At 73.1% G+C, this 23,675-nt stretch carries 26 protein-coding genes; 13 read left to right on the forward strand and 13 right to left on the reverse strand.

All coding sequences use genetic code 11. The features are described 5' to 3' along the window. Positions 1-87 precede the first annotated feature (87 nt). Together AB0947_RS07610 and AB0947_RS07615 are read left to right on the forward strand one after the other, a co-directional pair. On the forward strand, positions 88-1,386 hold the full coding sequence (locus AB0947_RS07610; RefSeq protein WP_366749334.1) for a hypothetical protein: 1,299 nt from the start codon (positions 88-90) through the stop codon (positions 1,384-1,386). Positions 1,387-1,482: 96 nt separating this feature from the next. Then, positions 1,483-1,641, forward strand: coding sequence for a hypothetical protein (locus AB0947_RS07615; RefSeq protein WP_366749335.1), 159 nt, complete (start codon positions 1,483-1,485; stop codon positions 1,639-1,641). 124 nt (positions 1,642-1,765) lie between these two features. Here AB0947_RS07615 and AB0947_RS07620 read toward each other — a convergent pair whose 3' ends face one another. After that, positions 1,766-2,623, reverse strand: coding sequence for a MaoC/PaaZ C-terminal domain-containing protein (locus tag AB0947_RS07620; RefSeq protein ID WP_366749336.1), 858 nt, complete (start codon positions 2,621-2,623; stop codon positions 1,766-1,768). A gap of 216 nt (positions 2,624-2,839) precedes the next feature. Between AB0947_RS07620 and AB0947_RS07625 the strand changes: the two genes are divergently transcribed. Next, the gene (locus AB0947_RS07625) at positions 2,840-4,192 is read left to right on the forward strand and encodes a histidine kinase (protein WP_366749337.1); all 1,353 of its coding nucleotides are present in this window, start codon (positions 2,840-2,842) and stop codon (positions 4,190-4,192) included. A gap of 109 nt (positions 4,193-4,301) precedes the next feature. Here the strand turns inward: AB0947_RS07625 and AB0947_RS07630 are convergent, their stop codons facing one another. Next, positions 4,302-4,919, reverse strand: a complete 618-nt coding sequence (locus AB0947_RS07630; RefSeq protein WP_366749338.1) for a TOPRIM nucleotidyl transferase/hydrolase domain-containing protein — start codon at positions 4,917-4,919, stop codon at positions 4,302-4,304. A 320-nt stretch (positions 4,920-5,239) separates the two neighbouring features. Here AB0947_RS07630 and AB0947_RS07635 point away from each other — a divergent pair, with 320 nt between their 5' ends. After that, complete coding sequence (locus AB0947_RS07635; RefSeq protein ID WP_366749572.1) at positions 5,240-5,872, forward strand: response regulator transcription factor; 633 nt, start codon at positions 5,240-5,242, stop codon at positions 5,870-5,872. 30 nt (positions 5,873-5,902) lie between these two features. Here AB0947_RS07635 and AB0947_RS07640 read toward each other — a convergent pair whose 3' ends face one another. After that, positions 5,903-6,727: a hypothetical protein gene (locus AB0947_RS07640; protein WP_366749339.1), complete on the reverse strand. Its 825-nt coding sequence runs from the start codon at positions 6,725-6,727 to the stop codon at positions 5,903-5,905. Further along, positions 6,724-7,263 carry a SigE family RNA polymerase sigma factor gene (locus tag AB0947_RS07645; protein ID WP_189883247.1) on the reverse strand — a complete coding sequence of 180 codons (540 nt, stop codon included), beginning with the start codon at positions 7,261-7,263 and terminating at the stop codon, positions 6,724-6,726. The genes AB0947_RS07640 and AB0947_RS07645 overlap by 4 nt, the downstream gene beginning before the upstream one ends. A 193-nt stretch (positions 7,264-7,456) precedes the next feature. Between AB0947_RS07645 and AB0947_RS07650 the strand changes: the two genes are divergently transcribed. The 4 genes from AB0947_RS07650 to AB0947_RS07665 all read left to right on the forward strand — a co-directional run bounded on the left by AB0947_RS07650 (position 7,457) and on the right by AB0947_RS07665 (position 11,853). After that, positions 7,457-9,199: an MFS transporter gene (locus AB0947_RS07650; RefSeq protein WP_366749340.1), complete on the forward strand. Its 1,743-nt coding sequence runs from the start codon at positions 7,457-7,459 to the stop codon at positions 9,197-9,199. Between the two features lie 155 nt (positions 9,200-9,354). Then, positions 9,355-10,005 (forward strand): class I SAM-dependent methyltransferase, encoded by a 651-nt coding sequence (locus AB0947_RS07655; RefSeq protein ID WP_366749341.1) that lies wholly within the window; start codon positions 9,355-9,357, stop codon positions 10,003-10,005. A gap of 22 nt (positions 10,006-10,027) precedes the next feature. After that, positions 10,028-10,978, forward strand: a complete 951-nt coding sequence (locus AB0947_RS07660) for an N-acetylmuramoyl-L-alanine amidase (RefSeq protein WP_366749342.1) — start codon at positions 10,028-10,030, stop codon at positions 10,976-10,978. A gap of 83 nt (positions 10,979-11,061) precedes the next feature. Next, the gene (locus AB0947_RS07665) at positions 11,062-11,853 is read left to right on the forward strand and encodes a hypothetical protein (protein WP_366749343.1); all 792 of its coding nucleotides are present in this window, start codon (positions 11,062-11,064) and stop codon (positions 11,851-11,853) included. Between the two features lie 105 nt (positions 11,854-11,958). Here the strand turns inward: AB0947_RS07665 and AB0947_RS07670 are convergent, their stop codons facing one another. Continuing rightward, on the reverse strand, positions 11,959-12,528 hold the full coding sequence (locus tag AB0947_RS07670) for a hypothetical protein (protein ID WP_366749344.1): 570 nt from the start codon (positions 12,526-12,528) through the stop codon (positions 11,959-11,961). A gap of 173 nt (positions 12,529-12,701) precedes the next feature. On the opposite strand from AB0947_RS07670, the gene AB0947_RS07675 reads away from it, so the two are divergent. Next, positions 12,702-12,995, forward strand: coding sequence for a hypothetical protein (locus tag AB0947_RS07675; RefSeq protein WP_014672411.1), 294 nt, complete (start codon positions 12,702-12,704; stop codon positions 12,993-12,995). A 34-nt stretch (positions 12,996-13,029) separates the two neighbouring features. Here the strand turns inward: AB0947_RS07675 and AB0947_RS07680 are convergent, their stop codons facing one another. The 3 genes from AB0947_RS07680 to AB0947_RS07690 are packed head-to-tail and all read right to left on the reverse strand — an operon-like array spanning position 13,030 to position 16,219. Next, on the reverse strand, positions 13,030-14,100 hold the full coding sequence (locus tag AB0947_RS07680) for a prenyltransferase/squalene oxidase repeat-containing protein (RefSeq protein ID WP_366749345.1): 1,071 nt from the start codon (positions 14,098-14,100) through the stop codon (positions 13,030-13,032). Then, entirely contained in the window at positions 14,097-14,849 is a 753-nt protein-coding gene (locus AB0947_RS07685) for a class I SAM-dependent methyltransferase (protein ID WP_366749346.1), read from the reverse strand. The genes AB0947_RS07680 and AB0947_RS07685 overlap by 4 nt, the downstream gene beginning before the upstream one ends. Further along, positions 14,843-16,219, reverse strand: coding sequence for a glycosyltransferase family 4 protein (locus AB0947_RS07690; protein WP_366749347.1), 1,377 nt, complete (start codon positions 16,217-16,219; stop codon positions 14,843-14,845). The genes AB0947_RS07685 and AB0947_RS07690 overlap by 7 nt, the downstream gene beginning before the upstream one ends. A 220-nt stretch (positions 16,220-16,439) precedes the next feature. Between AB0947_RS07690 and AB0947_RS07695 the strand changes: the two genes are divergently transcribed. Next, the gene (locus AB0947_RS07695) at positions 16,440-17,057 is read left to right on the forward strand and encodes a TetR family transcriptional regulator (protein WP_366749348.1); all 618 of its coding nucleotides are present in this window, start codon (positions 16,440-16,442) and stop codon (positions 17,055-17,057) included. A 294-nt stretch (positions 17,058-17,351) separates the two neighbouring features. Here AB0947_RS07695 and AB0947_RS07700 read toward each other — a convergent pair whose 3' ends face one another. Then, the gene (locus AB0947_RS07700; protein WP_366749349.1) at positions 17,352-18,200 is read right to left on the reverse strand and encodes a tetratricopeptide repeat protein; all 849 of its coding nucleotides are present in this window, start codon (positions 18,198-18,200) and stop codon (positions 17,352-17,354) included. 134 nt (positions 18,201-18,334) lie between these two features. On the opposite strand from AB0947_RS07700, the gene AB0947_RS07705 reads away from it, so the two are divergent. The 3 genes from AB0947_RS07705 to AB0947_RS07715 all read left to right on the forward strand — a co-directional run bounded on the left by AB0947_RS07705 (position 18,335) and on the right by AB0947_RS07715 (position 19,691). Further along, on the forward strand, positions 18,335-18,826 hold the full coding sequence (locus AB0947_RS07705; protein WP_366749350.1) for a DUF4279 domain-containing protein: 492 nt from the start codon (positions 18,335-18,337) through the stop codon (positions 18,824-18,826). 4 nt (positions 18,827-18,830) lie between these two features. Further along, positions 18,831-19,286, forward strand: a complete 456-nt coding sequence (locus AB0947_RS07710; protein WP_366749351.1) for a hypothetical protein — start codon at positions 18,831-18,833, stop codon at positions 19,284-19,286. A gap of 132 nt (positions 19,287-19,418) precedes the next feature. Continuing rightward, on the forward strand, positions 19,419-19,691 hold the full coding sequence (locus tag AB0947_RS07715) for a hypothetical protein (RefSeq protein ID WP_366749352.1): 273 nt from the start codon (positions 19,419-19,421) through the stop codon (positions 19,689-19,691). A 33-nt stretch (positions 19,692-19,724) separates the two neighbouring features. Here AB0947_RS07715 and AB0947_RS07720 read toward each other — a convergent pair whose 3' ends face one another. The 4 genes from AB0947_RS07720 to AB0947_RS07735 all read right to left on the reverse strand — a co-directional run bounded on the left by AB0947_RS07720 (position 19,725) and on the right by AB0947_RS07735 (position 23,541). After that, entirely contained in the window at positions 19,725-21,122 is a 1,398-nt protein-coding gene (locus AB0947_RS07720; RefSeq protein ID WP_366749353.1) for an FAD-dependent monooxygenase, read from the reverse strand. Continuing rightward, positions 21,115-22,323 carry an MAB_1171c family putative transporter gene (locus AB0947_RS07725; protein ID WP_366749355.1) on the reverse strand — a complete coding sequence of 403 codons (1,209 nt, stop codon included), beginning with the start codon at positions 22,321-22,323 and terminating at the stop codon, positions 21,115-21,117. The genes AB0947_RS07720 and AB0947_RS07725 overlap by 8 nt, the downstream gene beginning before the upstream one ends. Further along, the gene (locus AB0947_RS07730) at positions 22,323-22,847 is read right to left on the reverse strand and encodes a hypothetical protein (protein WP_366749356.1); all 525 of its coding nucleotides are present in this window, start codon (positions 22,845-22,847) and stop codon (positions 22,323-22,325) included. The genes AB0947_RS07725 and AB0947_RS07730 overlap by 1 nt, the downstream gene beginning before the upstream one ends. Positions 22,848-22,947: 100 nt before the next feature. Next, positions 22,948-23,541 carry a helix-turn-helix transcriptional regulator gene (locus AB0947_RS07735; RefSeq protein WP_366749357.1) on the reverse strand — a complete coding sequence of 198 codons (594 nt, stop codon included), beginning with the start codon at positions 23,539-23,541 and terminating at the stop codon, positions 22,948-22,950. Positions 23,542-23,675: the final 134 nt, after the last annotated feature.

Consider the following 23,675-nt stretch of genomic DNA (forward strand, 5'->3'; position numbering starts at 1 on the left):
GCTCCACCCTTACGTGTGAAGCCGGGGAGGGCCGGTCCCCCGCCTGTGCGTGCGAAAACTAGCTTCGTCGCCGGAGGTGACCGAACGATGACGGTCTGTGCGATCGAACCCCCCTCCACGGACGGGACCGACGGCGTGCCGGCGGCGGGGTGCGCGATCACGGCGGACGGCGCCTACGCCGCGCGGCTCGCCCGGGACGGTGACTCCTGGTTCCCGGAACGCTGGACCCTGGACGGCCCGGAGCCGTACGCGGTGCCCCTGCCCGGCAACCAGCCGGAGGAGCCCGGGACCGAGGTGCAGCCGATGGGTGACGGGCGGGTGCTGATCCACCGCCTGGTGGCCGGGCGGCACGCCTTCTCGCTGCTGTACCCGACCGGGCCCGGCACCGGTGAGCTGCCGCTGGGCGCGGTGGAGTGCGCCGAACCCGGCGCCCGGCTCACCCTGCTGCCGCCCGCGCCGGGGGGCGTGCGGGCGTACGCCCTCGCGGTCGGGGCGCGCTCCAGCGCGGTGTGGCTGGTGGCGGGCGGGGCGTTCGGCCCGGAGCGGTGCGCCGAGGTGCCGGGGCGCTGCTCGGGCGGGGTCTGGCTGGACGGTTCGGGGCGGATGCTGGCGCTGGACCGGGAACTGGACGGACGCACCAAGACGGTCGTGGTGGACCTGGAGCGCGCCGGTGAGGTCTCGCCGCTGCTCCAGATCGCGGAGGGCAGCGACGACCGGCTGTTGCTCGCCGATCCCGACAGCGGTCTGCTGCTGATCTCCTCGGACGCGCCCTCCCCGGGACGGGCGCGCCTGGGCTGGGGTGTCCTCGGCAGCACCCTGCCGGTGCGGTTCCCGGAGTGCCTGCGGGTGCCGGAGTGCCTGGTGACGCCGTTCGCGATCCAGCCCGGACAGGTGCTGATGCCGGAGAACTGCGCGGTGGGGCTGCGCATCGACGGGTCCTTCGACACCTGGGTGGGCGTGTGGCGCCCGGCCGACCGCGAGGTCCGGCACCTCCCGGCGCCCGAGGGCTGGCTGGCGGGCAGCGGGCTGTGCACGCGCGACGGGGTGCTGCGTCTGCCGTACGCCACGGAGGCGACTCCGTGCGGCCTGTCGGACGTGACGGCACCGGGCTGGGGCGCGACCACGACGGGGGCGGGCGACCTGACCACGGCCGGGGCGGGGGACGTGGCCCGCGCGGGGGACCTGGCCGGGGCGGGTGGCGTCGCCGCGGAGGGTGACGTCGCCGCGGCGGGGACGGAGGACGCCCGGCGGTCCGGCCGGGACGGCGGCCCCGGGACCCCGGAACGAGTGGGTCCGGCGGGGGCGGAACCGGGCCCCGCGGTGCCGGCCGTGGCCCGGCCCGTGCCGTTGCAACAGGCACCCTTGGGCCGTCTTGTAACGAACTAGTGCCGGTTGGCGTGTGCGCCTGGATTCGGTCCGTGGTGCGCCGGTTACACTCGCCCGGCTGTACGAAAGATCAGGTTGACGGGGTGAATACGTCCGATGAGCGACACCAGCACCACTGAGCAGCTGTCTGCCGGCTCTTCCGAGAACACCGGCCACGGCCGGCACCGGGGCCCGGTCGCGGCCCAGGAGAGCGAGTCGGCTCCGCACGGCCGGCACCGCAAGCCGGCCCAGGAGAGGGTGGAGGCAGCTGCCTGACGGTAGGAAAGAAGAGGGGGCGTCCGCTCGGCGGGCGCCCCCTTCGCCTGTCCCCGTCCGAGCCCCGGCGGCCGGCCCCGTCGTGCGGGGTGGGCAGCGCGTCGAGTCCGTCGTACGCGGTCTGTCAGGAGTGCTGGACGACGGTGTCGGCGAGGACGGGCGCGTCGTCGCGTTCGACGGCGCTCACGGCGGCCCGCACGGAGCCTTCCGATACCCACAGCCGGATCCGCAGGGTCTCCCCCGGGTACACGACCCCGGCGAACCGCGTGGCGTACGACCGCACCCGGCTCACGTCCCCGCCGAGCAGGGTGTCGACGACCGCCTTGAGCGTGACGCCGTAGGTGCACAGGCCGTGCAGGATGGGCCGTTCGAAGCCGGCGAGCCTGGCGAACCCGGGGTCGGCGTGCAGCGGGTTCCAGTCGCCGGACAGGCGGTAGAGCAGGGCCTGGTCCTCGCGCAGGCGCCGCTCGACGACCCGGTCCGGCTCCCCGGCGGGCGGTTCGGTCCGGGCGGACGGTCCCCGGTCGCCGCCCCAGCCGCCCTCTCCCCGTACGAAGATCTGCGCGTCGCTGGTCCACAACGGGCCCTCCGTGTCCGCGACTTCGGTGCGCATGACGAGGACGGCGGCCGTGCCCTTGTCGTACACGGCGGCGATGCGGCCGGTGGCGGTGGCGGTGCCCTCCACGGGAATGGGCCGGTGCAGGGTGAGCGCCTGGCCGCCGTGCAGGACGCGGGCGAGGTCGACGTCGACGCCGGGCATGGACAGCCCGCTGATCACGCCCGGTGAGCCGGCGCCCGCGACGGTGGCGAAGCCGGGCAGCACGTGCAGCCGGGACTCCAGGGTGTAGCGCAGCTCGTCGGGGTCGGTGGCGGGGACGCCCGCGCCGATGCCGAGGTGGTAGAGCAGGACGTCCTTGCGCGTCCACGAGATCTCTCCCGACCGGGGCTCGGCGGCGAGTGCCTTGGCGGCGTCGATGGGCATGGCGCTCCTGAGGGGTCTGAAGACCTCGGTGTCGTGGCAGTACGTGACAGTGTGTCGGCTCCGGACGGCGGCCGTGACATTTGTCCTGCCCGATTCGGTACACGCGTGTCTGCCGGTGCCGGGCCCGGTTCCGTACCGTTCGATCCGTACGACAGTGCCGCCCTCCCGCCCCCTGCGGGACGGGCCGCCGGAACGACGGGGACGGGGGACTGTGAGATGACGTGGTGGCGGAGCCTGCGCCGGCAGACGGCGGCCTGGCAGCGGGAACGACTGGCGTGGCGGGCGGACATGCGGCGCTTCCGGGCCGAGCGGCGGGCCGCCCGGTGCGCGGGCGCGGACCCGTCCACCGCCGAGCACCCGGGCCCGCCGCCCACCGGCTTCACCCTGCTGCCCTGGCTGCTGCTGGGCATGGGCTCCCTCTCCAACGTGCTCAAGGGCGAGACCCCGAACCCCTGGGTCGGCGGCCTGGGCCTGCTCGCCTTCAACTCCCTCTACGTCTACGTCACCTTCCGCGCCTTCGACCGGGCCAGGCGCGAGTCGGTGTCCACCCGGGTGGCGCTGGTCCTGCTCGGCCTGGTCACGACGGGCCTGGCCCTCGGGTACGGCGGCAACTGGCTGATGTTCTTCCCGCTGCTGGGCCTCGCCACGGGCGCCACCGTGCGCGGACCGTGGCTCGGCCGCGTCGGCCTGCTGCTCACGTTCTACGCGGGAGCCGCCACCTGGCTGCGGAACGGCTGGGACGACGCGTCGGGCATCGCCTACGCCACCTTCCTGTCCAGCATGGTCACCGCCGCGATCCTCGGCCTGTCCGAGGCCGTGCGGGAGCTGCGGGCCGCCCGGGAGGAACTGGCCCGGCGCGCGGTGGCGGAGGAGCGGCTGCGCTTCTCCCGCGATCTGCACGACCTGCTCGGGCACACGCTGTCGGTGGTCGTGGTGAAGTCCGAGGCGGCCCGCCGGCTCGCGGCACGCGACCTCGACGCGGCGCTGGCACAGATCTCGGACATCGAGTCGGTGGGCCGGCAGGCGCTCACCGAGATCCGGGAGGCGGTGACCGGCTACCGCGAGGGCAGCCTGGCCACCGAACTCACCCGGGCCCGGTCGGCGCTCTCCGCGGCGAGCGTGGAGCCGGTGGTGCGCCAGACCGGGGCGCCGCTGACCCCGCAGACCGAGGCGCTGCTCGGCTGGGTGGTGCGCGAGGCGGTCACCAACGTGGTCCGGCACAGTCGTGCCGACCGCTGCGAGATCACCGTCGAGGGGACCGCCGAGCGGGTCAGGCTGACGGTCACGGACAACGGCACGGGCATCGGAACCGGCACCGGAACCCCGGCCGCCGGTACGGGTGTGGGGGCGGGCATCGGCGGCACGGGGCTGCAGGGCCTGACCGAACGCCTCGCGGCGGCGGGCGGCTCCCTCACGGCCGGCCCGGCGCCGCGCGGCGGCTTCACGGTCACCGCCGACCTTCCGGTGAGCGGCGAGCTCGCGGTGCTTGGCGAGCTCGCGGTGAGCGGTGTCGAGGTGGCTACGGCGGCTCCCGCTACGGCGCCCGGGGCGCGGCGACCGCCCAGCTGACGTCGGCCGTCCACGACGTACTGCTGTCGACGGCGTTGGTTCCGCCCGGCGATGGTTTGCTCACCGTCAAGATGTGCCAACCCTCGCGGCCCCGGAGCCCTCCGCCCGGTCAGAGACTGGTGAGCAGACCGTCGAGCGGGGCGGGCGCGCGGCCGGGATCGAGGGCCTCGACCAGGACACGGCCGTAGTGGATCTTCCGCCCCTTCTTCGTGCCGAGGAAGCGCCGCAACTGCTGCTGTGCGATGCGGCCCCGCTGCGCCGGCTGGCGCAGGAAGGTCTGCAACGCGCGCAGGTCGCCCTGCGCCCGGACCAGTTCCGTCACCCGGGTCACGCCCAGTGCGCGGATCAACTCGTCCTCCAGATCCGCCGCGCAGACGAAGAACCCGTGCTGCGCCGCACCGGCCCGCTCCCAGCCACGGGCGTAGTAAGGGCGCTCCCGCTCGTCGCACAGCCCGGTCAGGCGCAGGCCCAGTCCGGCCGGCCCGAGGAGCCCGGCGAACCGCCCGACGTTCATCGCCCCGCCCATCGACAGGACGCAGACGCCTTCGGCCGCCAGGTCCCGGCCGCGGCCCGCGGCCAGCGCGCCGACCGCCGCCGCGTCGCTCGGCCCTTCGAGCAGGACGACCGCCCGGACGGACAGCCGCGCGGCCAGCTCCCGCGCGGGGCCCCCGGGCCCACCGGCCGCCCACGCGGTGACCGCCTCCTTGAACGCCCCCATGTCAGCCATGAGCCGAGTCTCCGCCCTTTCCCACGCCCACGGTAGGGAATTTCGGCGACCGCGCCCCGCTGCCCGCGGCCACCGCCCACCGCCCACCGCCCACCGCCCACCGCCCACCGACATGCCCCGCGGGCGGACTCGGCAGGGAGGGCCCCCTCCCCCGGCACCCGCGCCCCGGCCCGCCCCCAGCCTGCCCCCGGCACCCGCCACCCGCCACCGCCCACCCCCGCCGAGGACGCGTCGAGTTCGCTCGGCGGACCCGGTTCGGTACCGGATGACGCGGAGTCACCCCAAGCCGCCCGGCGTAATCTGGGGCGGTGGACGACGAGATGCCCCGGGGTCACCGGCCCGGCGCACGCATCCGGGTGCTGCTGGCCGAGGACCAGGGCATGATGCGTGGCGCGCTCGCCCTGCTGCTCGGCATGGAGGAGGACATCGAGGTCGTGGCCCGGCTGGCCTCGGGTGACGGCATCGTGGACGCCGTGCTCACGCACCGGCCGGACGTGGCCCTGCTGGACATCGAGCTGCCGGGCATGAGCGGACTGGACGCGGCGGCCGAACTGCGGGCCCAGGCTCCCGGCTGCCGGGTGCTCATCCTCACCACCTTCGGACGGCCGGGCTATCTGCGCCGGGCCATGGAGGCCGGAGCGGCCGGCTTCCTCGTCAAGGACGGGCCCGTGGAGGAGCTGGCCGCGGCGATCCGGCGTGTGCTCACCGGGGAGACCGTGGTCGATCCGGCGCTGGCCGCCGCCGCGCTCAGCGCCGGGCCGAATCCGCTGACACCCCGTGAGCGGGAGGTGCTGACGGCTTCGGTGGACGGGGCGACCGTCGCCGACATCGCCGGCAGGCTGCGCCTGTCCGAGTCGACCGTCCGCAACTACCTCTCCTCCGCGATCGGCAAGACCGGCACCCGCAACCGGGCCGAGGCGGTACGGGAGGCCCGGCAGCAGGGCTGGCTCTGAGCGGGGCTTCCCGCGCACCGGGTCACCCGGTCACCCGGTCACGCGGGCGTCCTCGTAGACCGTCCCCTCCGGGGCGAGGCACACGAACCAGTTGCCTCCCGGGTAGCCCGCCACCGGCCGGATCAGCGAGGTGCCGTCCTGGCCGGCGGGCGCCGAGCCCGCCGGCCGGGCCACGGTGGACCTGCCGTCCTTCCAGCGGCAGGTGACTTCCCGGGCGGACTTCGCCACATGGCCGACCACCAGCCGTTCGGGGGTCGTGGGGCCGGCCCCCTCCAGGCTGACGGCGGCGGCCATGAGGTCGGTGCCCGTGAGGCGGTCGGTCCTCTGGTGCGTGTCGAACATGACCACCAGGGAACGGCCGTCACCGTAGGACCGCATCGAGAAGTACGAAATCTTCCCGACCAGATCGGCGGCCTTGTCCACCGCCGGGCGCACGCCCGTCCGCTTCATGGCCGCGAACTGCCGGTCCGCCTCCCGCGCGTCTCGCGGCGCGCCCCACACCTCGACCCAGACCCGCCACTGCCTGCCGTGCTCGGTCCCCCGCGCCAGCTCCGTCCGCTGCGGCTCGTACACGTGTCTTTCCTCGGCGGACGCCGGGCCGGGCGCCATCGGCGTCCCCCGGTCGGCGCGCTCCCCGGGCAGCCCGGCGAAGGCCAGCGTGGCTCCCGTCGAGCCCGCCAGCACCAGCGCGGTGGCCGCCGCCACGGCCCAGCGCCGTGCTCTGCGTCGCCGGCCGCCGCGGATGACGGCCTGGACCGGGGCTATGCCGATCTCGACCCCGTCCGCCGCGTCCGCGAGCAGGAGGGCGATGTCCGTCTGCGTCATGTCGTGGTTCTCCCGGTCCGCGCTCATCACTTCCGCCCTCCGTGCGTCACCATGTCGGCCAGACCCGGTATGGCGCGGAGTTTCGCGATCCCTTTGGCCGCGTTGCTCTTCACCGTGCCGACCGAGCAGCCCATCGCCTCCGCCGTCTGTGTCTCCGTCAGGTCCTCCCAGTAGCGCAGCACGACCGCCTCGCGCTGCCGGGCGGGCAGTTGCGCGAGCGCCTTGAGCAGGGCGCTGCGGTCGTCGGCCTGGGCGATCCGGTCGCCGGTGTCGGCCACCTCGCGCACCAGCCCGGAGTCGTCCTTCGGCGCCAGGAACTCCCTGAGCCTCCGGCGGTGTCTGCGCGCGTGCGCGTTGATCATGACGCGGCGTACGTACGCCTCCGGGTCGTCCGCGCCGCCGACCCGGCGCCAGGCCACGTAGACCTGTTCGAGCGTCGACTGGACCAGGTCCTCGGCGGCGTGCTGCTCCCCCGTGAGGAGAAATGCCGTACGCATCAACCGCGGCCAGCGGCCGACCACGAAGCTCTGGAACTCCTCGTTCCGAGTCTGCTTCCCGTCCCCCATGGGCACCTCCTAGATGTCTAAAGGAGTCCCTGGGCCGCCCGGACCGTTGCCCCGGCCGGCGAGGAGATTCCTTGACTCCGCGTCAGTAACCCATGGAAGGGTCAAGAATTCGTTAGGGGCCCGAAGCAACGGAATAGTTGCCTGTGCATACGAGGTTTACCCAGCACTTATGACACGCGGGAGGCCTCACCCCATGCCAGAGACGACGACCGACCAGCGCACCCGGAGAGCGGGCGGCGCCGTGGTCCCCGTGCTCGCCTTCGCGGGCATCGTGGTCGCGGTCATGCAGACGCTGCTCGTGCCGGTCATCAAGGACCTGCCGCAGCTGCTGGACACCGCCCCCAGCAACGCCACGTGGGTCCTCACCTCGACCCTCCTGTCGGGCGCCGTCGCCACCCCGATCATGGGCCGGCTCGGCGACCTCTACGGCAAGCGCCGCATGCTGATCCTCAGCCTCGCCGTGATGGTGGTCGGCGCCCTGGTCAGCGCCTTCACCGACCAGCTGCTCACCATGATCGTCGGCCGTACCCTCCAGGGCTTCGCCATGGGCGCGATACCGCTCGGCATCGGCCTGATGCGCGACATGCTGCCGCGCGAGAAGCTGGGCTCGGCCATGGCCCTGATGAGCTCCTCGATCGGCGTCGGCGGCGGCCTCGCGCTGCCCGCCGCGGCCCTGGTCGCGCAGCACACCGACTGGCACGCGCTGTTCTACGGCGCCGCCGGCCTCGGCGTGCTCGCCATCCTCCTCACCCTCCTCGCCGTCCCCGAGTCCCGGATGCGCGCCGAGGGCTCCTTCGACCTGCTCGGCGCGCTCGGCCTGTCCGCCGGCCTGGTGCTGCTCCTGCTGCCCATCACCAAGGGCAGCGACTGGGGCTGGTCCTCGGGCACGACGCTCGGCCTGTTCGCCGCGGCCGTCGCCGTCCTGCTGCTGTGGGGCCTGTACGAGCTGCGCGTCCAGGCGCCCCTGGTCGACCTGCGCACCACCGCCCGCCGCGAGGTGCTGCTCACCAACCTGGCCTCGATCATGGTCGGCGTCAGCTTCTACGTCGTCTCCCTCGTCCTGCCCCAGCTGCTCCAGCTGCCCACCGCGACCGGCTACGGCCTCGGCCGGTCCATGGTCGTCGCGGGCCTGTGCGTGGCCCCGCTGGGCCTGACGATGATGTTCACCGCCCCGGTGTACGCCCGGCTGTCCGCCCGCTACGGCCCGAAGGTCACCCTCATCGCCGGCCTCGTCGTCATCGCGATCGGCTACGGCGGCGGCCTCGGCCTGATGGACGCGGCCTGGCAGACGATCATCACGTCCGTCGTCCTCGGCGCGGGCATCGGCCTCGCCTACTCCTCGCTGCCCGCGCTCATCGTCGGCGCGGTCCCGGCCTCCGAGACCGGCGCGGCCAACGGCCTGAACACCCTGATGCGGTCCATCGGCACGTCGGTGTCGAGCGCCGTCATCGGCATGGTGCTGGCCAACACCGCGAACAACGTGAACGGCGTCGCCGTCCCCACCATGCACGGCTTCCGGGTCTCCTTCCTGATCGCCACCGCCGCCGTCGCGGTGGGGCTGGTCCTGGCGGTCTTCCTCCCGAAGCCGGCCCGCCCGGCGCAGCACACCCAGCTGCGGGCGAGCAGCGAGGAGGAGGCCGGCCTGCAGCGCGCCGAGGAGGTGCTGCGCGGGTTCCGGGGGCGGATCGTGGACGCCGGCGGCACGCCCGTCGCCCGCGCCAAGGTCACCCTGATCGACCGCCGGGGGCGGCAGGCCGGTGCGACCCTCTCCGCGGCGGACGGCAGCTACGTGCTGGCGGTGCCGGGCGAGGGCGCGTACGTGCTCGCGGCACGGGCCCTCGGCCACGGGCCGCTGGCTTCCTCGGTGACGCATTCCGGGGCGGAGCGCGCCGTGGACCTGGATCTCGCCCTCCCCGGGGAATCGGTGAGCGCCTGAGAGTCCGGGGCGTCCACGCCGTCCTGCGGGGAACGCGCCGGCCGTGCCGGTCGCGCGGCTCCCCGCACCCCTCGCCCACGCACCCCCTGTCATCCGGCCGGCCGGGGGTGCGGCAGCATGGGCGCACGGACCGACGTACGACCGAAAGGCGCTCCATGCCCGCCGCTCCCCAGCCCGAGATCCTCGCCGCGTTCGAGGCGGCGAAGGGGTTCATGCCCCTCGACGAGGGGCTCGCCCTCCACGACGCCGCCGTCACCGCCGGCCGGCTCGGGCTGCCGCTGCTGGAGGTCGGCACGTACTGCGGGCGCTCCACCGTCCTGCTCGCCGACGCCGCGCGCACGGCCGGGGTCACGGCGCTCACCGTCGATCACCACCGGGGCAGCGAGGAGCAGCAGCCCGGCTGGGACTACCACGACCCGGAGACGGTCGATCCCGAGGTCGGCCTGATGGACACGCTGCCCACCTTCCGGCGCACGCTGTTCAGGGCGGGGCTGGAGGAGCACGTGGTCGCCCTCGTCGGCCGCTCCCCGCAGGTGGCGGCGGTCTGGAACTCCCCGCTCGGGTTCGTCTTCGTCGACGGCGGCCACACGGACGAGCACGCCACGGCGGACTACGAAGGCTGGGCGCCGCACGTGGCCGAGGGCGGGCTGCTGGTCATCCACGACGTCTTCCCCCACCCGGAGGACGAGTTCACCGGCCAGGCGCCGTACCGGGTCTACCTGCGGGCCCTTGGTTCCGGGGCGTTCACGGAGGTCTCGGCGACCGGCTCGCTGCGCGTCCTGCGGCGAACGGGAGCGGGGATCTGAGGCCCCGGTTAGAGTCGCAGACGTGTCGTACGTTGGCCCGGACTTCGATCCTCCGCAGCCCCGCCGGCCCCGGCGGCGCCCGCTGACCGTGGCGCTCGCCGCCCTGGTGCCCGGGGCACTGCTCGGCTGGGTGGTGTACGAGGCGGTCGGCGGTGGCGGTGCGGACCATGCGGCCTCCCCCGCGTCGGCGCCGCGCAGCTCGGCGGTCTCCTCCCTCCCGGCCCCTTCCCGAAGCGGCGGCGGTGACGAGGGCAAGGCGTCCGCCTCGCCCTCCGCGCGTCCGGGCGGTTCCGGGTCGCTCAAGGGGAAGGTCGTCGTCATCGACCCGGGGCACAACCAGGGCAACTTCCGGCACACGGCGGAGATCGGCCGCCCGGTGGACATCGGCACGAACCGCAAGGAGTGCGACACCACCGGCACGTCCACCAACGACGGTTACACCGAGGCGCGGTTCACGCTCGACGTGGCGCACCGGCTGCGGGACCTGCTGGAGCGGCAGGGCGCCACGGTGAAGCTCACGCGCGACGCCGACGCACCGGCGTGGGGTCCGTGCGTGGACGAGCGGGCCCGGATCGGCAACACCGCCCGCGCGGACGCGGCGATCTCGATCCACGCCGACGGCTCGGCCGCCGGCAACCGCGGCTTCCACGTCATCCTGCCGGGTTCCGTGCACGCGGGCGCCGCCGACACCCGTGCCATCGTCGGCCCGTCCCACGACCTCGGGGTGCGCGTCGCGGGCAACTTCCTCCGCGAGACGGGGGAGCAGCCCTCCAACTACCTCGGTGGCGGTACCGGTCTCGTCACGCGGACGGACCTGGGTGGTCTCAATCTGTCAACGGTTCCCAAGGTGTTCCTCGAGTGCGGCAACATGCGCGATAGCAAGGACGCGGCACTGCTGACCAGCGGCGCCTGGCGACAGCGGGCGGCGCAGGGAATCTCTGAGGGAATCGTGAGTTTCCTGCGCGCTTCGTGACCGGCGGGCGGAACCGGCCGGACAGCCGGATCTTGCGGACGATAGTGTCTACCGACGACGAGACGACCTACGAAGGACCTGAAGTGAATATCCGCTCCCTCACTAGAGGCGACGGCGTGGTGATCGGAGCAGCGGTGGTGCTGTTCATCGCGTCGTTCCTCGACTTCTACACCTACTCCGGCTTCGGCGCTGAAGTCAGCCGGAGCGCGTGGGACAACCTGGGCATGGGCCTGGGCACCTACATGGGCGCGGTGATCGGTGCCGTTCTCATCGTCGTCAACCGCTGCCTGCCGCAGCCGCGCAAGGTGGCCGGGCTCGACCTGGCCACGGTCGGCACCGCCTTCGCGATCCTGGCGGCCTGGACGCTGCTGTGGACGCTGATCGACCTCGACAACGTGGACGCCGGCGCGGGTCTCGTCCTCGGGTTCATCGCCGCTCTCGTCCTGTCCGCCGCCGCCGTCGCCACCCCGCTGGTCCCCGCCCTCCAGGCCGCCCTGGTCCCGGCCCCCAAGCCGGTCGCCCCGCAGCCCTACGGCGCCCAGCCGCCCGGTGGTTACGGCTACCCGGGCGCCCAGCCCCAGCAGCCCTACGGTGCCCAGCCGCAGCCGGGCCAGCCGTTCGGGCAGCAGCAGCCGGCCGCGCAGGCTGCCGCCCCGGCGCCGCAGCCGGCCGCCGCGGAGTTCTCGCCGTTCTGGTTCGCCGTGCCGGTGCCCCGCCCGCTGTTCTCGGAGGACGGCTCGCCCAGCCAGATCGCCGAACTGGCGCCGGGCACCTGGTACCTGGCCGTCGAGCAGCGCGGTGCCGCGCTGGTCGCGCAGACCCAGGACGGCCGCCGTGGCGTGCTCCAGGACACCTCGGGCATCCAGCGCGGCTGATCCGCAGCGCCGTACGGCACCGGCCCCTCGCCCTTCCGGGCGGGGGGCCGGTGCCGTACGGCCGTCTCGTCAACGGTGACTGACGTTCCGTCCGATCACGTCTGACTAGCTCTTGCTGAGCTGGGAGGCCGAGGGCACCTGGTCCTTGACCGGGGCACCGGCGCTCTTGCCCGCGTCCTTGACGCCGCCGATGACGTCGTTGAACGAGTTCACCGCGTTCCCGTCGCCCTTGCGGAGCTTGGACGGCAGGTTCTTCAGGGCCTCGATGCCGTTGCTGAGGGGCTGGAGCGCCTTGGAGAGGGCCGGGTCGGCCTTGGCGTTCTTCTGGGCCGCCTTGAGCCGGTTGTAGGTGAAGGCACCGGCGAGACCGGCCTTGACCAGGGCGGTCTTGCGGCCCTTGGCGCCCTTCTTGAACTTGCCCGCCTTCCAGGGCTTGACGATCCACTGGTAGGTCGCGCCGGCGGCGAGACCCGCGTCCACCGCGAAACGGGTCTTGGCGAACTTGCGCTTCTCCGCGGACGTGGTCGGACTGGGGCTGTCCCCGGCGGGGACGGCCTGTGCCGCCGCGGTGTCCTTCGTACTGTTCTTCTCGCTGCCTCCACAGGCGGTGGCACCCGCCACCAGGGCACAGCACAAGGTGAGCGCCACAACGAGGCGCCGTATCGGTACGGGCACGGAGTCCTCCGGACGTGTCCTCCCCGAGCGGTCTGCTTCCTCCGGCAGCCTCGTCCGGGGCGGCGGGCTCCGCCACCCGGGGGGCGCCGTCCGGGTGGTGTCCGGGACGGGTCCGGGTCCGCCCCGGGCTTCCTGGGGGGTTTCACGGCACACCGCCCGGCAATCCGGAGAGTATGTCCCCTCGATATCGCAACGGCGCGAACCAGGCCGGGACGGTCATCGCGGTCGTCGCCGACATCATGGCGCTGATCCTCGGCCTGTGGATCCTGATGTACCTGTTGGACGCGAACCGGGCGAACAGCCTGGTCCAGTTCGTCCATGACGCGGCCTCCTGGCTGGCCGGCTGGTCCCACGACCTGTTCACCTTCGACGAGGCCTGGGCCCGGGTCGTCGCCGGGTACGGGCTCGCCGCGGTGGTCTACCTGTTCGTGGGCCATGCCATAGCCAACCGGATGCACCGGCACTGACCCCGGCGGACGGCCGGGCCGGACCCTCGCGGGATCAGCCGCAGCAGTCCGGGTCCAGTCCGGCCGGCAGGTGTTCCCCGCCGAACACCGCGCAGGTGGCGTCGTGGCCGCCCAGCGCGGCCACGGCCAGCAGCAGGGAACCGGCCGTCCAGGTGGTCAGCTCGCGGGGCCAGATCGTGTCGTCGTCGAAGACGTAGCCCGTCCAGTACAGGCCGCTGTCCGCGTCCCGCAGGTGCTGGATGGACTGGAGGATCTCCAGGGACCGGTCGGACTCGCCCATCGCCCACAGCGCCAGGGCGAGTTCACTGGATTCGCCGCCGGTCACCCAGGGGTTGGGCACCACACAGCGCACCCCGAGGCCGGGCACGACGAAGCGGTCCCAGTCCGCCTCGATGCGGGCCTTGGCCTCCGCTCCGGTGAGCGCGCCGCCCAGGACCGGGTAGTACCAGTCCATCGAGTAGCGGTCCTTGTCCAGGAAGCGCTCCGGGTGGCGGCGGATCGCGTGGCGCAGCGAGCCCGCGGCCAACTCCCAGTCCGGCTGGGGCTCTTCGCGTTCCTCGGCGATGGCGAGCGCGCACCGCAGGGCATGGTGCACGGAGGAGCTGCCCGTCAGCAGCGCGTCCGTCGCCGGCGTGCCGTCGTCCTCCCGGCGCCAGCCGATCTGGCCGCCGGGCTGCTGGAGCCGCAGCACCCATTCGACGGCCGCGTAGACGGTCGGCCACATCCGGTCCAGGAACGTGTCGTCGCCCGTGGACAGGTAGTGGTGCCAGACGCCGACGGCTATGTAGGCGACGAAGTTGGACTCGCGGGCGCGGTCGGTGATCTCGTCGTGGGCGCCGTCGGCGTAGGCGGCGTACCAGGAGCCGTCCTCGTTCTGGTGCCGGGCGAGCCAGCCGTACGCCCGCTCGGCGGCGCCGTGTTCGCCCGCCGCGTCCAGGGCCATCGCGGCCTCGGTGTGGTCCCACGGGTCGAGGTGATGCCCGCGGAACCACGGGATCGCGCCGTCCTCCCGCTGCACGGCCAGGATGCCGGCGACGGTCGCGGCGGCCTGCTCGGCGGTGAGGACCCCGGGCAGGACGAGGTGTTCTGTCCGGGGGGTGGTCACTCGGCGGCCACCCCGTCGGTCTCGGCGAGCCGGGGCAGGTGCGGCTTGGTCGCGTAGACCACGAAGCTCTTGCCGATCAGCGGGTTGAGCGCCTGCTCGGCGAGCCGGGTGGCGAACGGCTTCTTCATGATGTCCCAGACCAGCAGCTTGTGGTACGCCCGCACCGGCAGCGCCTTGTCGTTGTCGACGCCGAACGCGCACTTCAGCCACCAGTACGGCGAGTGCAGCGCGTGCGCGTGGTGGCTGCCGTACGGCTTCAGCCCGGCCCCGCGGACCTTGGCGACCAGTTCGTCGGCCTTGTAGATGCGGATGTGGCCGCCCTCGACCTCGTGGTAGGCGTCGGACAGCGCCCAGCAGACCTTCTCGGGGCCGTAGCGGGGCACCGTGATGGCGATGCGCCCGCCCGGCCTGAGCACGCGGACCATCTCCGCGAGCACGCCCTTGTCGTCGGGGATGTGCTCCATCACCTCGGAGATGATGACGACGTCGAAGGACTCGTCGGGGAAGGGCAGGGCGAGGGCGTCGCCCTCCATGGCGGTGGCGGTGGCGCCCTCCGGCGCCTCGCCGGCCTCCTTCATCGCCGCGAACCACTTGGCGACTTCGCGGATCTCCTCGCCGTTCTGGTCCAGGGCCACGACCTGGGCGCCGCGCCGGTAGCACTCGAAGGCGTGCCGGCCGGCTCCGCAGCCGAGGTCCAGGACACGGTCGCCGGGGGCGAGCGGGAACCGGGAGAAGTCGACGGTCAGCACGTGGCCCTGCTTTCGGAGGAGACGCCTGCAACACTTGCCGGGGCCGCGGAGCGGCCGGGGGTCGGGGCCGCGGAGCGGGCGATGGCCTCGCGGTAGTGGGCCACGGTGCCCTCGGCGGCGCGGGCCCAGGTGAAGCGGTCGAGCACCCGCGCGCGGCCCGCGTGACCGAGGCGCGCGCGCAGCTCGGGGTCCCCGAGCAGCCGGTTCAGCCCGGCGGCCAGCGCCCCCGCGTCGCCGGGCGGTACGGCCAGGCAGGTCTCGCCGTCCGGCCCGGCGACCTCGGGGATCGCGCCGCCGGTGGTGGCGACCAGCGGGGTGCCGGTGGCCATGGCCTCGGCGGCGGGCAGCGAGAAGCCCTCGTACAGGGACGGCACGCAGGCCACCTGGGCGGAACGGATCAGGTCGACCAGCTCGGCGTCGGAGATGCCCTTGACGAAGTCGACGGCGCCTTCGAGGCCGTAGCGCTCGATCGCCTGCGCGACGGGGCCCTCCTGCGGGCGCTTGCCGACGACGACGAGGTGGGCGGCGGGGTGCTCGGTGCGGACCTTGGCGAGCGCCTCCACGAGGAACACCAGCCCCTTCAGCGGCACGTCGGCGCTGGAGGTGGTGACGATCCGGCCCGGCACCTCGGCGACGGCCGCATCCGGCGCGAACAGGCCGGTGTCGGCGCCGATGTGGACGACGTGGACGCGCTCGTCCCGGACGCCGAGGTGGTCCACGATCTCCTGGCGGGAGCTGCCGGAGACGGTGAGGATCGAGGGCAGCCGGCGGGCGACGCGCTTCTGCATGCGGGTGAAGGCGTACCAGCGGCGCACGGAGTAGCGGCGCTGCCAGGTGCCGGCGGCGTCCAGCTCCAGCTGCCGGTCCACGGTGATGGGGTGGTGGACCGTGGTGACCAGGGGGGCGCCGATGTCGCCCAGCAGGCCGTAGCCCAGGGTCTGGTTGTCGTGGACGACGTCGAACTCGCCGCGCCGGGCGCGCAGGTGGCGGCGGGCGCGCAGCGAGAACGTCAGCGGCTCGGGGAAGCCGCCGGTCCACATGGTCCCGACCTCCAGGGCGTCGATCCAGTCCCGGTACTCCTCCCGCTTCGGGGTGCGGAAGGGGTCGGGCTGGCGGTAGAGGTCGAGGCTGGGCAGCTCGGTGAGGGTGAGGCCGGGCAGGCCCTCGTCGAGGACGGGGTACGGCTGGGAGCCGATGACCTCCACGCGGTGGCCGAGGCGGGCCAGCTCCCGCGAGAGGTGCCGTACGTAGACGCCCTGGCCCCCGCAGAACGGGTTCCCTTTGTAGGTGAGGAGCGCGATGTCGAGCGGTCGTCCGCCGTCGGCAGCGGGTTCCTGGTCGGCTCCCGCTTCCCGGGCCTCAGCGGTCACTCCGTGCCCCCTTCTGCCTGCACTGTCCCGCGAGACTACGACGGGACGCTAATCTAGAACAAGTTTCAGACTTGATCGTTCAGAGGCTCTGAATCTACCGGCAGGTAGGGGTGCTGTGAGCAGTGGATCAGGTGATTCGCGCCACGGCGAGCCGTCCTGCCGTGCCGTCCGATCACGAGCCCTACAGACGGCCTCACCGACCGTCACGGAACGGGGACCCATGCCTGCGGAAGCCAGCGCCTCGCGTCCGGCCTCGCCCCTCACCGAGCGGCAGGAGGCCCGCCGGCGCAGGATCCTGCAGGCGAGCGCGCAGCTGGCCGGCCGGGGCGGGTTCGACGCCGTGCAGATGCGTGAGGTCGCGGAGTCGTCGCAGGTGGCCCTCGGCACGCTGTACCGCTACTTCCCGTCCAAGGTGCACCTGCTGGTCGCCACCATGCAGGACCAGCTGGAGCAGATGCACGGGACCCTGCGCAGAAAGCCCCCGGCGGGCGACACGGCCGCCGAGCGGGTCGCGGAGACGCTGATGCGGGCCTTCCGCGCCCTCCAGCGCGAGCCGCACCTGGCCGACGCGATGGTCCGCGCCCTCACCTTCGCCGACCGCGGTGTCTCGCCCGAGGTCGACCGGGTCTCCCGCCAGACGACGGCGATCATCCTGGACGCGATGGGCCTGGCGGACCCCACCGCCGAGCAGCTCTCCGCGGTCCGGGTCATCGAGCACACCTGGCACTCGGCCCTCATCACCTGGCTGTCGGGCCGCGCCTCCATCGCCCAGGTGAAGACCGACATCGAGACGGTGTGCCGGCTGATCGACCTGACGGAGCCGGCGCGGCGCGCATGACGCGAGGACCGGGCATGCGAAGACCTACGAGACGGGTTCCCTTCGCCGGTATGGTCCGGATCAGGTGATAGGGGTCGCCGTCCGGCCTGACTGCTGCCTTCCGGCCTCTCAGCCCTACCGTCGCCGTCGGCCCGGGCGGATGCCTGCGCATCCCGCCTGAGTCGGCTACTCCGGTCGGACTCCCTCACTCGCCTCGTAGGCTGCTTCCAGCATAGAACGGATACCGCACTTCGGAACCCCTCATTTTCGACCAATTCCCCTCATATGCGACACCCGCGGGTCACCCGACCAAGGTCAGCCCACTCCAGCTCCGGCCGACCGGCGTCTGCGCCGCCCACTGGCCGAGCAGGCGGCGCGCCTCCTCCTCGGCGCCGCGAAGGACACCCGCTGGGCACCCGCGTGCGTCTTCCGCTCCTGCTCGTGCGTGCCCTCGCTGCAGCAGGCGCACAGGACCTCGAAGCCGCTCGCGGGCTCGGCGCCGTAGCCGTGCCGGCCGAAGAGCTCGATCAGGGCGTCGAGGTCGGCCACCTCGTCCGCGTTCACCGTCGCGGTCAGCGTCGTCAGCTCGGAGGCCTGGAAGAGGAGGAGTTCCTCGAAGACCGGGTATGCGCGCCCCTCGATGACCCGCTGCCCCTTCGGCTCCCCGTCGTGGACGACGATCTCACCGAAGCGGCGTCCGGCGGTCACCGGCACGTTCATCACCCGGCCGCGCGTCGGACAGAGCCGGTCGATCCAGACGACCTCCCGCTCCCCGCCCGTGTCCAGCCGGACACACGCCGGCCCGAACCGCCCGTTGATCTCGCCCTCGCCCGGCGGCAGTTGGACACCGAAGCCCTCCCAGGCGTCCCTGGCCGTCGCCCAGTCGCGCTGGATGGTCGCCGCGATGCCGAGGTTCCAGTACGCCGGATCGCCCTCACCCCGCGGGGCCCGGGCGGCGGCCTCGCGGCCCAGTTCGTACGCCTTCCCCCAGTTGCGCAGGAACTTGTGGGCGAGCGCGGCGTCGTACCACCACACCGCGCTCTTCGACGTGTCCGGGTAGTGCGCGAGGACCCGCTCGAACAGCCCGGCGGCGGTCGGCCAGTCCTCGGCGTCCCAGGCCTCGTAGGCCTGGACGATCAACTGCTCGGCCTCGGACTTCTGCACGCTTCCACCCTGCTCGCCATTTCGGTACACCGGAACCGCAGGAGCGTACCCCGCCACTCGCCGAGACCCGGCTGTGACAAGGGTGATACAGCGCCGGGTTGTTACCTCCGGTTGCGGTGGTGATGATGGGCCGCATGGCTGAGCACGGGGGTGAGGCGGAGGAGACGACTCGTCAGAGCCCGCCCAGGTCACGGCTGTACGACTATGCCGGTGTGAATGTGACAGAAAAGCGGTACTGGGTGTTGACGGAGGTGTCGCTCGTCATCAAGGGAAGAGATCTCCACCCCGAAGAGATCACGCCTTTCCTTGCCATCGAGCCCACTGGAGTACGAGAACCGGGTCCCGGTAAATGGGACCGTCCAGGCGAGATCGACGGACAGTGGAGGATCAGTTGCGACGAGCGCCGCACCCGGGACTTTCACGAACAGCTGGACAGTATCCTCTCCGTCGCAGAACGGAAGCGGACCGAGCTCAGGCAACTGGCCGAACAAGGATATGAGGTGACCATCAACCTGTTCGGCTTCTCCGGAAACGATTCCACTCTTGCCTTGCATCCGGAAGAAATCAAGCGAATCGCACTCCTGGGATTCCCACTCAGGGTCGCAGCCAGTATGAACGAACGCTGAGAGATTGATCATGGAAATGGAACCTGCGGCGGGATTGAAGCCCTGGGGTGACCTGAGCACATCCCTGGTCGTATCAGGCCAGGAAGTGGATTCCAGGTCCCTGCTGATCGAGTTGCAACTCGCCGACAGCCAACAGTTCGCTTCACTTGAAGGCGTGGGCATCTTTTCCGGCCCCGGCTGGGCTACGCTCACCGTTGACGAGCGACGCTCGAAGTGCGCCGACGAACAGGCCGCGGCACTCATCGGATTGCTTGAGCCCCGCAAGTCGGCGCTCGACGCGCTGAAGGAGGCGGGAAAATCAGTGAAGGTCGATGTGGCAGGCGTTGCCGAGTCTGGATCGGGGCTTCACATCTCGACCGACGTCCTCGCAGGTCTCGCGGAGCTGGGAGTCCCTGTTACTTTTACCACCGTCCGAGCGTCCGGAGAGGACGAGGAGGACCCACTCGCCTGGCTGGGCTGACCTGAAGTCCGACTACGTCGCCGCGAACACGAAGAACTCGGCGTCCGTGCTGAGGTAGCCGTGGCCAGTCGCCGCGTCCTGACCGGGGTGAGGCCGCCCGCGGTATCACGCGGGCCCCGGTGCGCACATGCCGTGCGGGCTGATCAGCAGCAGGCGACGTGGTCGCTGCGGGGCACGGTGTGTCCCGGCGACAAGGGCGAGTTCCTGATCCTGCCTCCCGTGCCGGGAGGCAGTGAGATCGGCTGGGTACGGGTCAGGGACACCGTCGGCACGCTTCTGCCCTCACGCATTGCCGAGGTGACGGGTTCCCCCGAGTTCGTGACCGTTTCGACCGACGGCCGCCAGCTGTGCGCCGCCTCGGTGGAGGAGTACGACTACTGGGTGGTGCTGCACGAATTCTCCTGAGCGGTCACAGGTACCGCCCGTCCTGACACGGATTCAGTCCAGCCCCGCCGCCTGCCGTTCCGCCCGGGTCAGGGGCGGGCCCGGCAGGGGGGCCCTGCGGGGGCCGAAGGTGAGGGTCCAGAGCATGTCCGGGGCGAACAGGCGGGCCGCCGGGGTGCGCAGGCTCATGACGTCCAGCAGGCCGCGCAGGGCGTGCGGGTTCGCGGAGCCGGCGGCGACGGCCTTGTCGACGTAGGCGGTCAGGAGGCGTTCGACGCGGGTCGGCGGCTGGGGCGCGGCCCCGGGGTAGTAGGCGTCCTGGCCGACCGCGAGGTTCCACGCGTTGCCCACCGGCCGGGACACCGCGCGCTGGATGCGGCGGGCGGTGCCGGGGGCGGTGGGGCCGTACCGGTCGAGGGTCCGGCCGAGGGCGATGGCGCTCTGCGCGGCGACGGACAGGCCGTGGCCGTATACCGGGTTGTAGCCGGCGACGGCGTCCCCGAGGACGGCGAAGCCCTCCGGCCAGGCCGCGGCCTTCTCGTAGAAGCGCCGGCGGTTGGCCGTGCTGCGGGTGGTCACCGGGTCGGTCAGCGGCTTCGCCCCCGCGAGGAGCCGGCCGATGACCGGGTCCTTCAGGCCGGTCAGCGCGAAGTGCTCGAACGCGTCCGGGTCGGCGGAGGGCTCACCGCCCCGGGTGCCGGAGAGCGTGACCAGCCAGCGGTCGCCCTCGATCGGTACGACGACCCCGCCCCGGCCGGGCGCCTCGCGCGGGTCGGCCTGCACGTTCACCACCGGGTAGCGCAGCGCCGCCGTGGCGTCGGGGGCCGCGTAGACACGGCTGGCGTAGGCGACGCCCGCGTCGACCACCCGTTCCTCGACCGGCGCGTGACCGAGGGCCCGTAGCCAGGTGTCCGCCTGGGAGCCGCGCCCGCCGGCGTCGATCACCAGGTCGGCGAAGAGCGTGCCGCCCCCGGGCAGGCTGACCCCGGTCACCCGGTGGCGGTCGCCGGTCAGGCCCGCCACCCGGGTTCCGTCGAGCAGGGTGATCCGGCGCCGGGCGAGGACGTCGGCGCGGACCACCGCGTCCAGCAGGTCCCGGCTGCACACGATCATGCTGTGCCGGGAGTCGGTGAAGCGCCGGAACCACTGCCCGGAGGGCGCCTTGCTGACCAGGTCCCGCATCACCCCGATGAGCCCGGCGCCCCGGGCGGTCAGCTCCCCGGTGACGCCCGGCAGCAGTTCCTCCAGCGCGGCCACCCCGCCGGACCACAGCAGATGGGCGTGCCGCGCCTGGGGCAGGCCCTTGCGCGGCTCGGGCCCCTCGGGCAGCCGGTCGGCCTCCACGATGGTCACCTCGTGGAAGCGGCTGGCGAGCACGGACGCCGCGAGCATGCCGGCCGTGCTGCCGCCGATGACGAGCGCGGTGCGGCGGCGGGTGGGTGTGTCAGGCATGTGAGGTGAGACCTTCCGTGGCGACCGCCTGCCGGCGGAACCGTTCGATGGCCGCCGCGTGGTTCCGCAACGCGTGCGCGATCGACTCCAGTTCGCTGTCGGGGACGAAGGGGGCACCGGTCCGCCCGGCGGACGGCGGGCGGGCGCCGCCGTCGGGCGCGTGCAGCGCGTCCGACGCGACCAGGATGTCCACCGCCGCGGCGATGCCCCGCGCCACGGGCTGCGGGTAGCCCGCCGCCGTCGCCGCCGTCCGCGTCCGCTCGCGGCGGGCCGGGGACAGGTGCGGGGCGAGCTTGAGCAGCCCGTCGTTGATGGCGGCCCGGCGCAGCTCCAGGCGGAGGGCGGCACCGCTGACCCGGCCGGTCGCGGGCGCCGCCGGCGCGGTCACGGCCAGCATGGCCTGCCACAGCGGCTTCAGCCGCCGGTGGGTGCGCACCAGCCTGCGGTGCTCCGCCGCCCACGGGCCGGCCTGCCCGGCGATGAAGCCGACGGCCACCAGGACCGCCTCGGCGATGGCGAACGGCGGGGCGGCGTACGTCGACAGCCAGTCCCAGTCCCGGCCGCTCCAGCGGGCGCCGATCGCCGCGAGCTTGGCGGCGTCGTAGAGGAGCCCGAGGGCGTAGGCCACCTGGAGGAAGATCACCGCCCGGCGCAGCCAGGTGTCCTCGACCTCCCGGTACCAGGCCCACAGCATGCCCGCCGCGACCAGCGCGGACACCAGGTGGGCGACGAGGTAGAGCAGCACGAACTCGCGCATCCAGGGCGTGTCGGCGTAGTACGTGTCGAGGTCACGCGTGCGCTCCGCCCGGTGGTCGCCGAGCAGGAACGTCGTCCACAGGCCGACGATGATGACGGTGTACGCCACCCGGACCAGGCGGGTCCGCCGGCGCCGCACGGCGGACGGCGGCTCCCGCCAGGTGATGATGAGCCACAGGCAGGCGCCGCAGTACGCGGTCAGCAGCGAGTAGACCCAGAGCCCGGCGAAGTTGGGGATGTCGGTCAGCACGTTGATGCGGTGCAGGTTGGCCGGTGGCAGCGAGGCGAAGCAGACCGCGCCGATGCCGAGCAGCAGGGCGGTGGCCCGCAGGATCGGGTCCCGCCAGGCCCGCCGCAGCAGCGGCAGCTTGATCACGAAGGCGACGGCGAGCAGGGCGGCCGGGACGGCGTAGGCGGCGAACGAACCGGCGATGTCCCAGCGCATCAGGGTCCGCCGATGTTGCCCAGCGAGGACGACAGCCGGTCGACGAGGGTGTCCTGGGTCAGGCCGGCCGCGCCCGGCCCCACGACCTTGGAGAACTTCGCGGCGAGCCGCAGCCCGCACTCCTCGGCCTCCCACTCGGCCTCGGCCGCCGCCGCGGCGGGCGAGCGGGTGGCCATGGCGACCACCCGGTCCCAGGGGACGTCGGCCTCGGCGCGGGCGAGCAGCCGGCGGGCGGCTGCGGGCAGGCCGGACGGGTAGTGCACGTCCAGCGTGCCGTAGTGGATGTGCCCGATCTCGTGCCCGGCGATGACGAACTTGTGCGGGTCCGGGGCCCGGTCCTCGACCACGACGATGTAGTCCTCGTCCCGGGCCAGGGTGATCCCGGAGACGTCCAGGCCCGGCGGGAAGGCGACGAACTTCAGCCGGACCGGGCGGTCGAGCTGCGGGCTGAGCGTGGCGCACAGCGCGTGCAGGAACGCCTCCGGGCCGGTCGGCGGGGTGAGGGTGCGCACGGTGTCGCGCACGAGCCGGTCGAGGAAGCGCCTCGGGGACCTGGAGTGCCTCGGGGGCCGCGAGCGCGCCGGCCGCGGGGACGGCGCCGGCTTCGCGGCCCCGGCGCTCGGTTCACGCACGCCCGGCGTCCTCCGCCCGCTCGGAGGCGATGATCATCTCGGCCAGGTCGGCGAGGGTGGCGAGCTGCCGGGCGTTCATCTGCGGGGCCCGGGCGGCCAGTCGTACCAGCCCGCTCTCGCGCAGCCGCAGCAGCGGGTCCGCCTCCGCCTCCAGGCTCTGCAGCACCGGTTGCAGCGCCTCGTGCAGGGCCTCCGGCTCGTCCGCCGTGAAGAAGCCCGCGGGCAGGCCGAAGAACCGGCGCAGCCGGTCGGCGTGTTCCAGGCTCGGCATCCCGCTCTTGCGCCACTCGCTGAGCCACTGCCGGCTGGTCCCGGCGATCCTGGCCAGCTCGTCCAGCGAGTACCGCTTGCCGTCCGGCCGGCGCCGGGTCTCCCGGATGAAGTCCAGCCGCTGGCGCACGCGTTCGGCCAGGGAGGTCTCGGGGGCGCGGCCGCCGGAGAGCAGGTCGACGACGACGCCGACGGGGATGCCCGTGCGGTGGGAGAGGCCGGACACGTCGAGGGCCTCCGGCAGTCGGCCGGGCCGGCCGGTCAACTCGCCGAGCCGGTCCAGGACATCGGCCAGCGAGGCGTACGCGTCACTCACCGAGGTCCCCCCTGGGCGTGTCGTCCGTTCGGTGGCTGGGCTGACGGCGAGGCTACCCGTTCGCCCGTTCGGCGACCAGACGTGACAACGCTCCCTGCCTAATTAGGCAGCTATCGTTGACAGTTAGGGGCGGT

The sequence above is a fragment of the Streptomyces sp. NPDC047841 genome, assembly GCF_040704085.1.
Lineage (GTDB): Bacteria > Actinomycetota > Actinomycetes > Streptomycetales > Streptomycetaceae > Streptomyces > Streptomyces argyrophylli.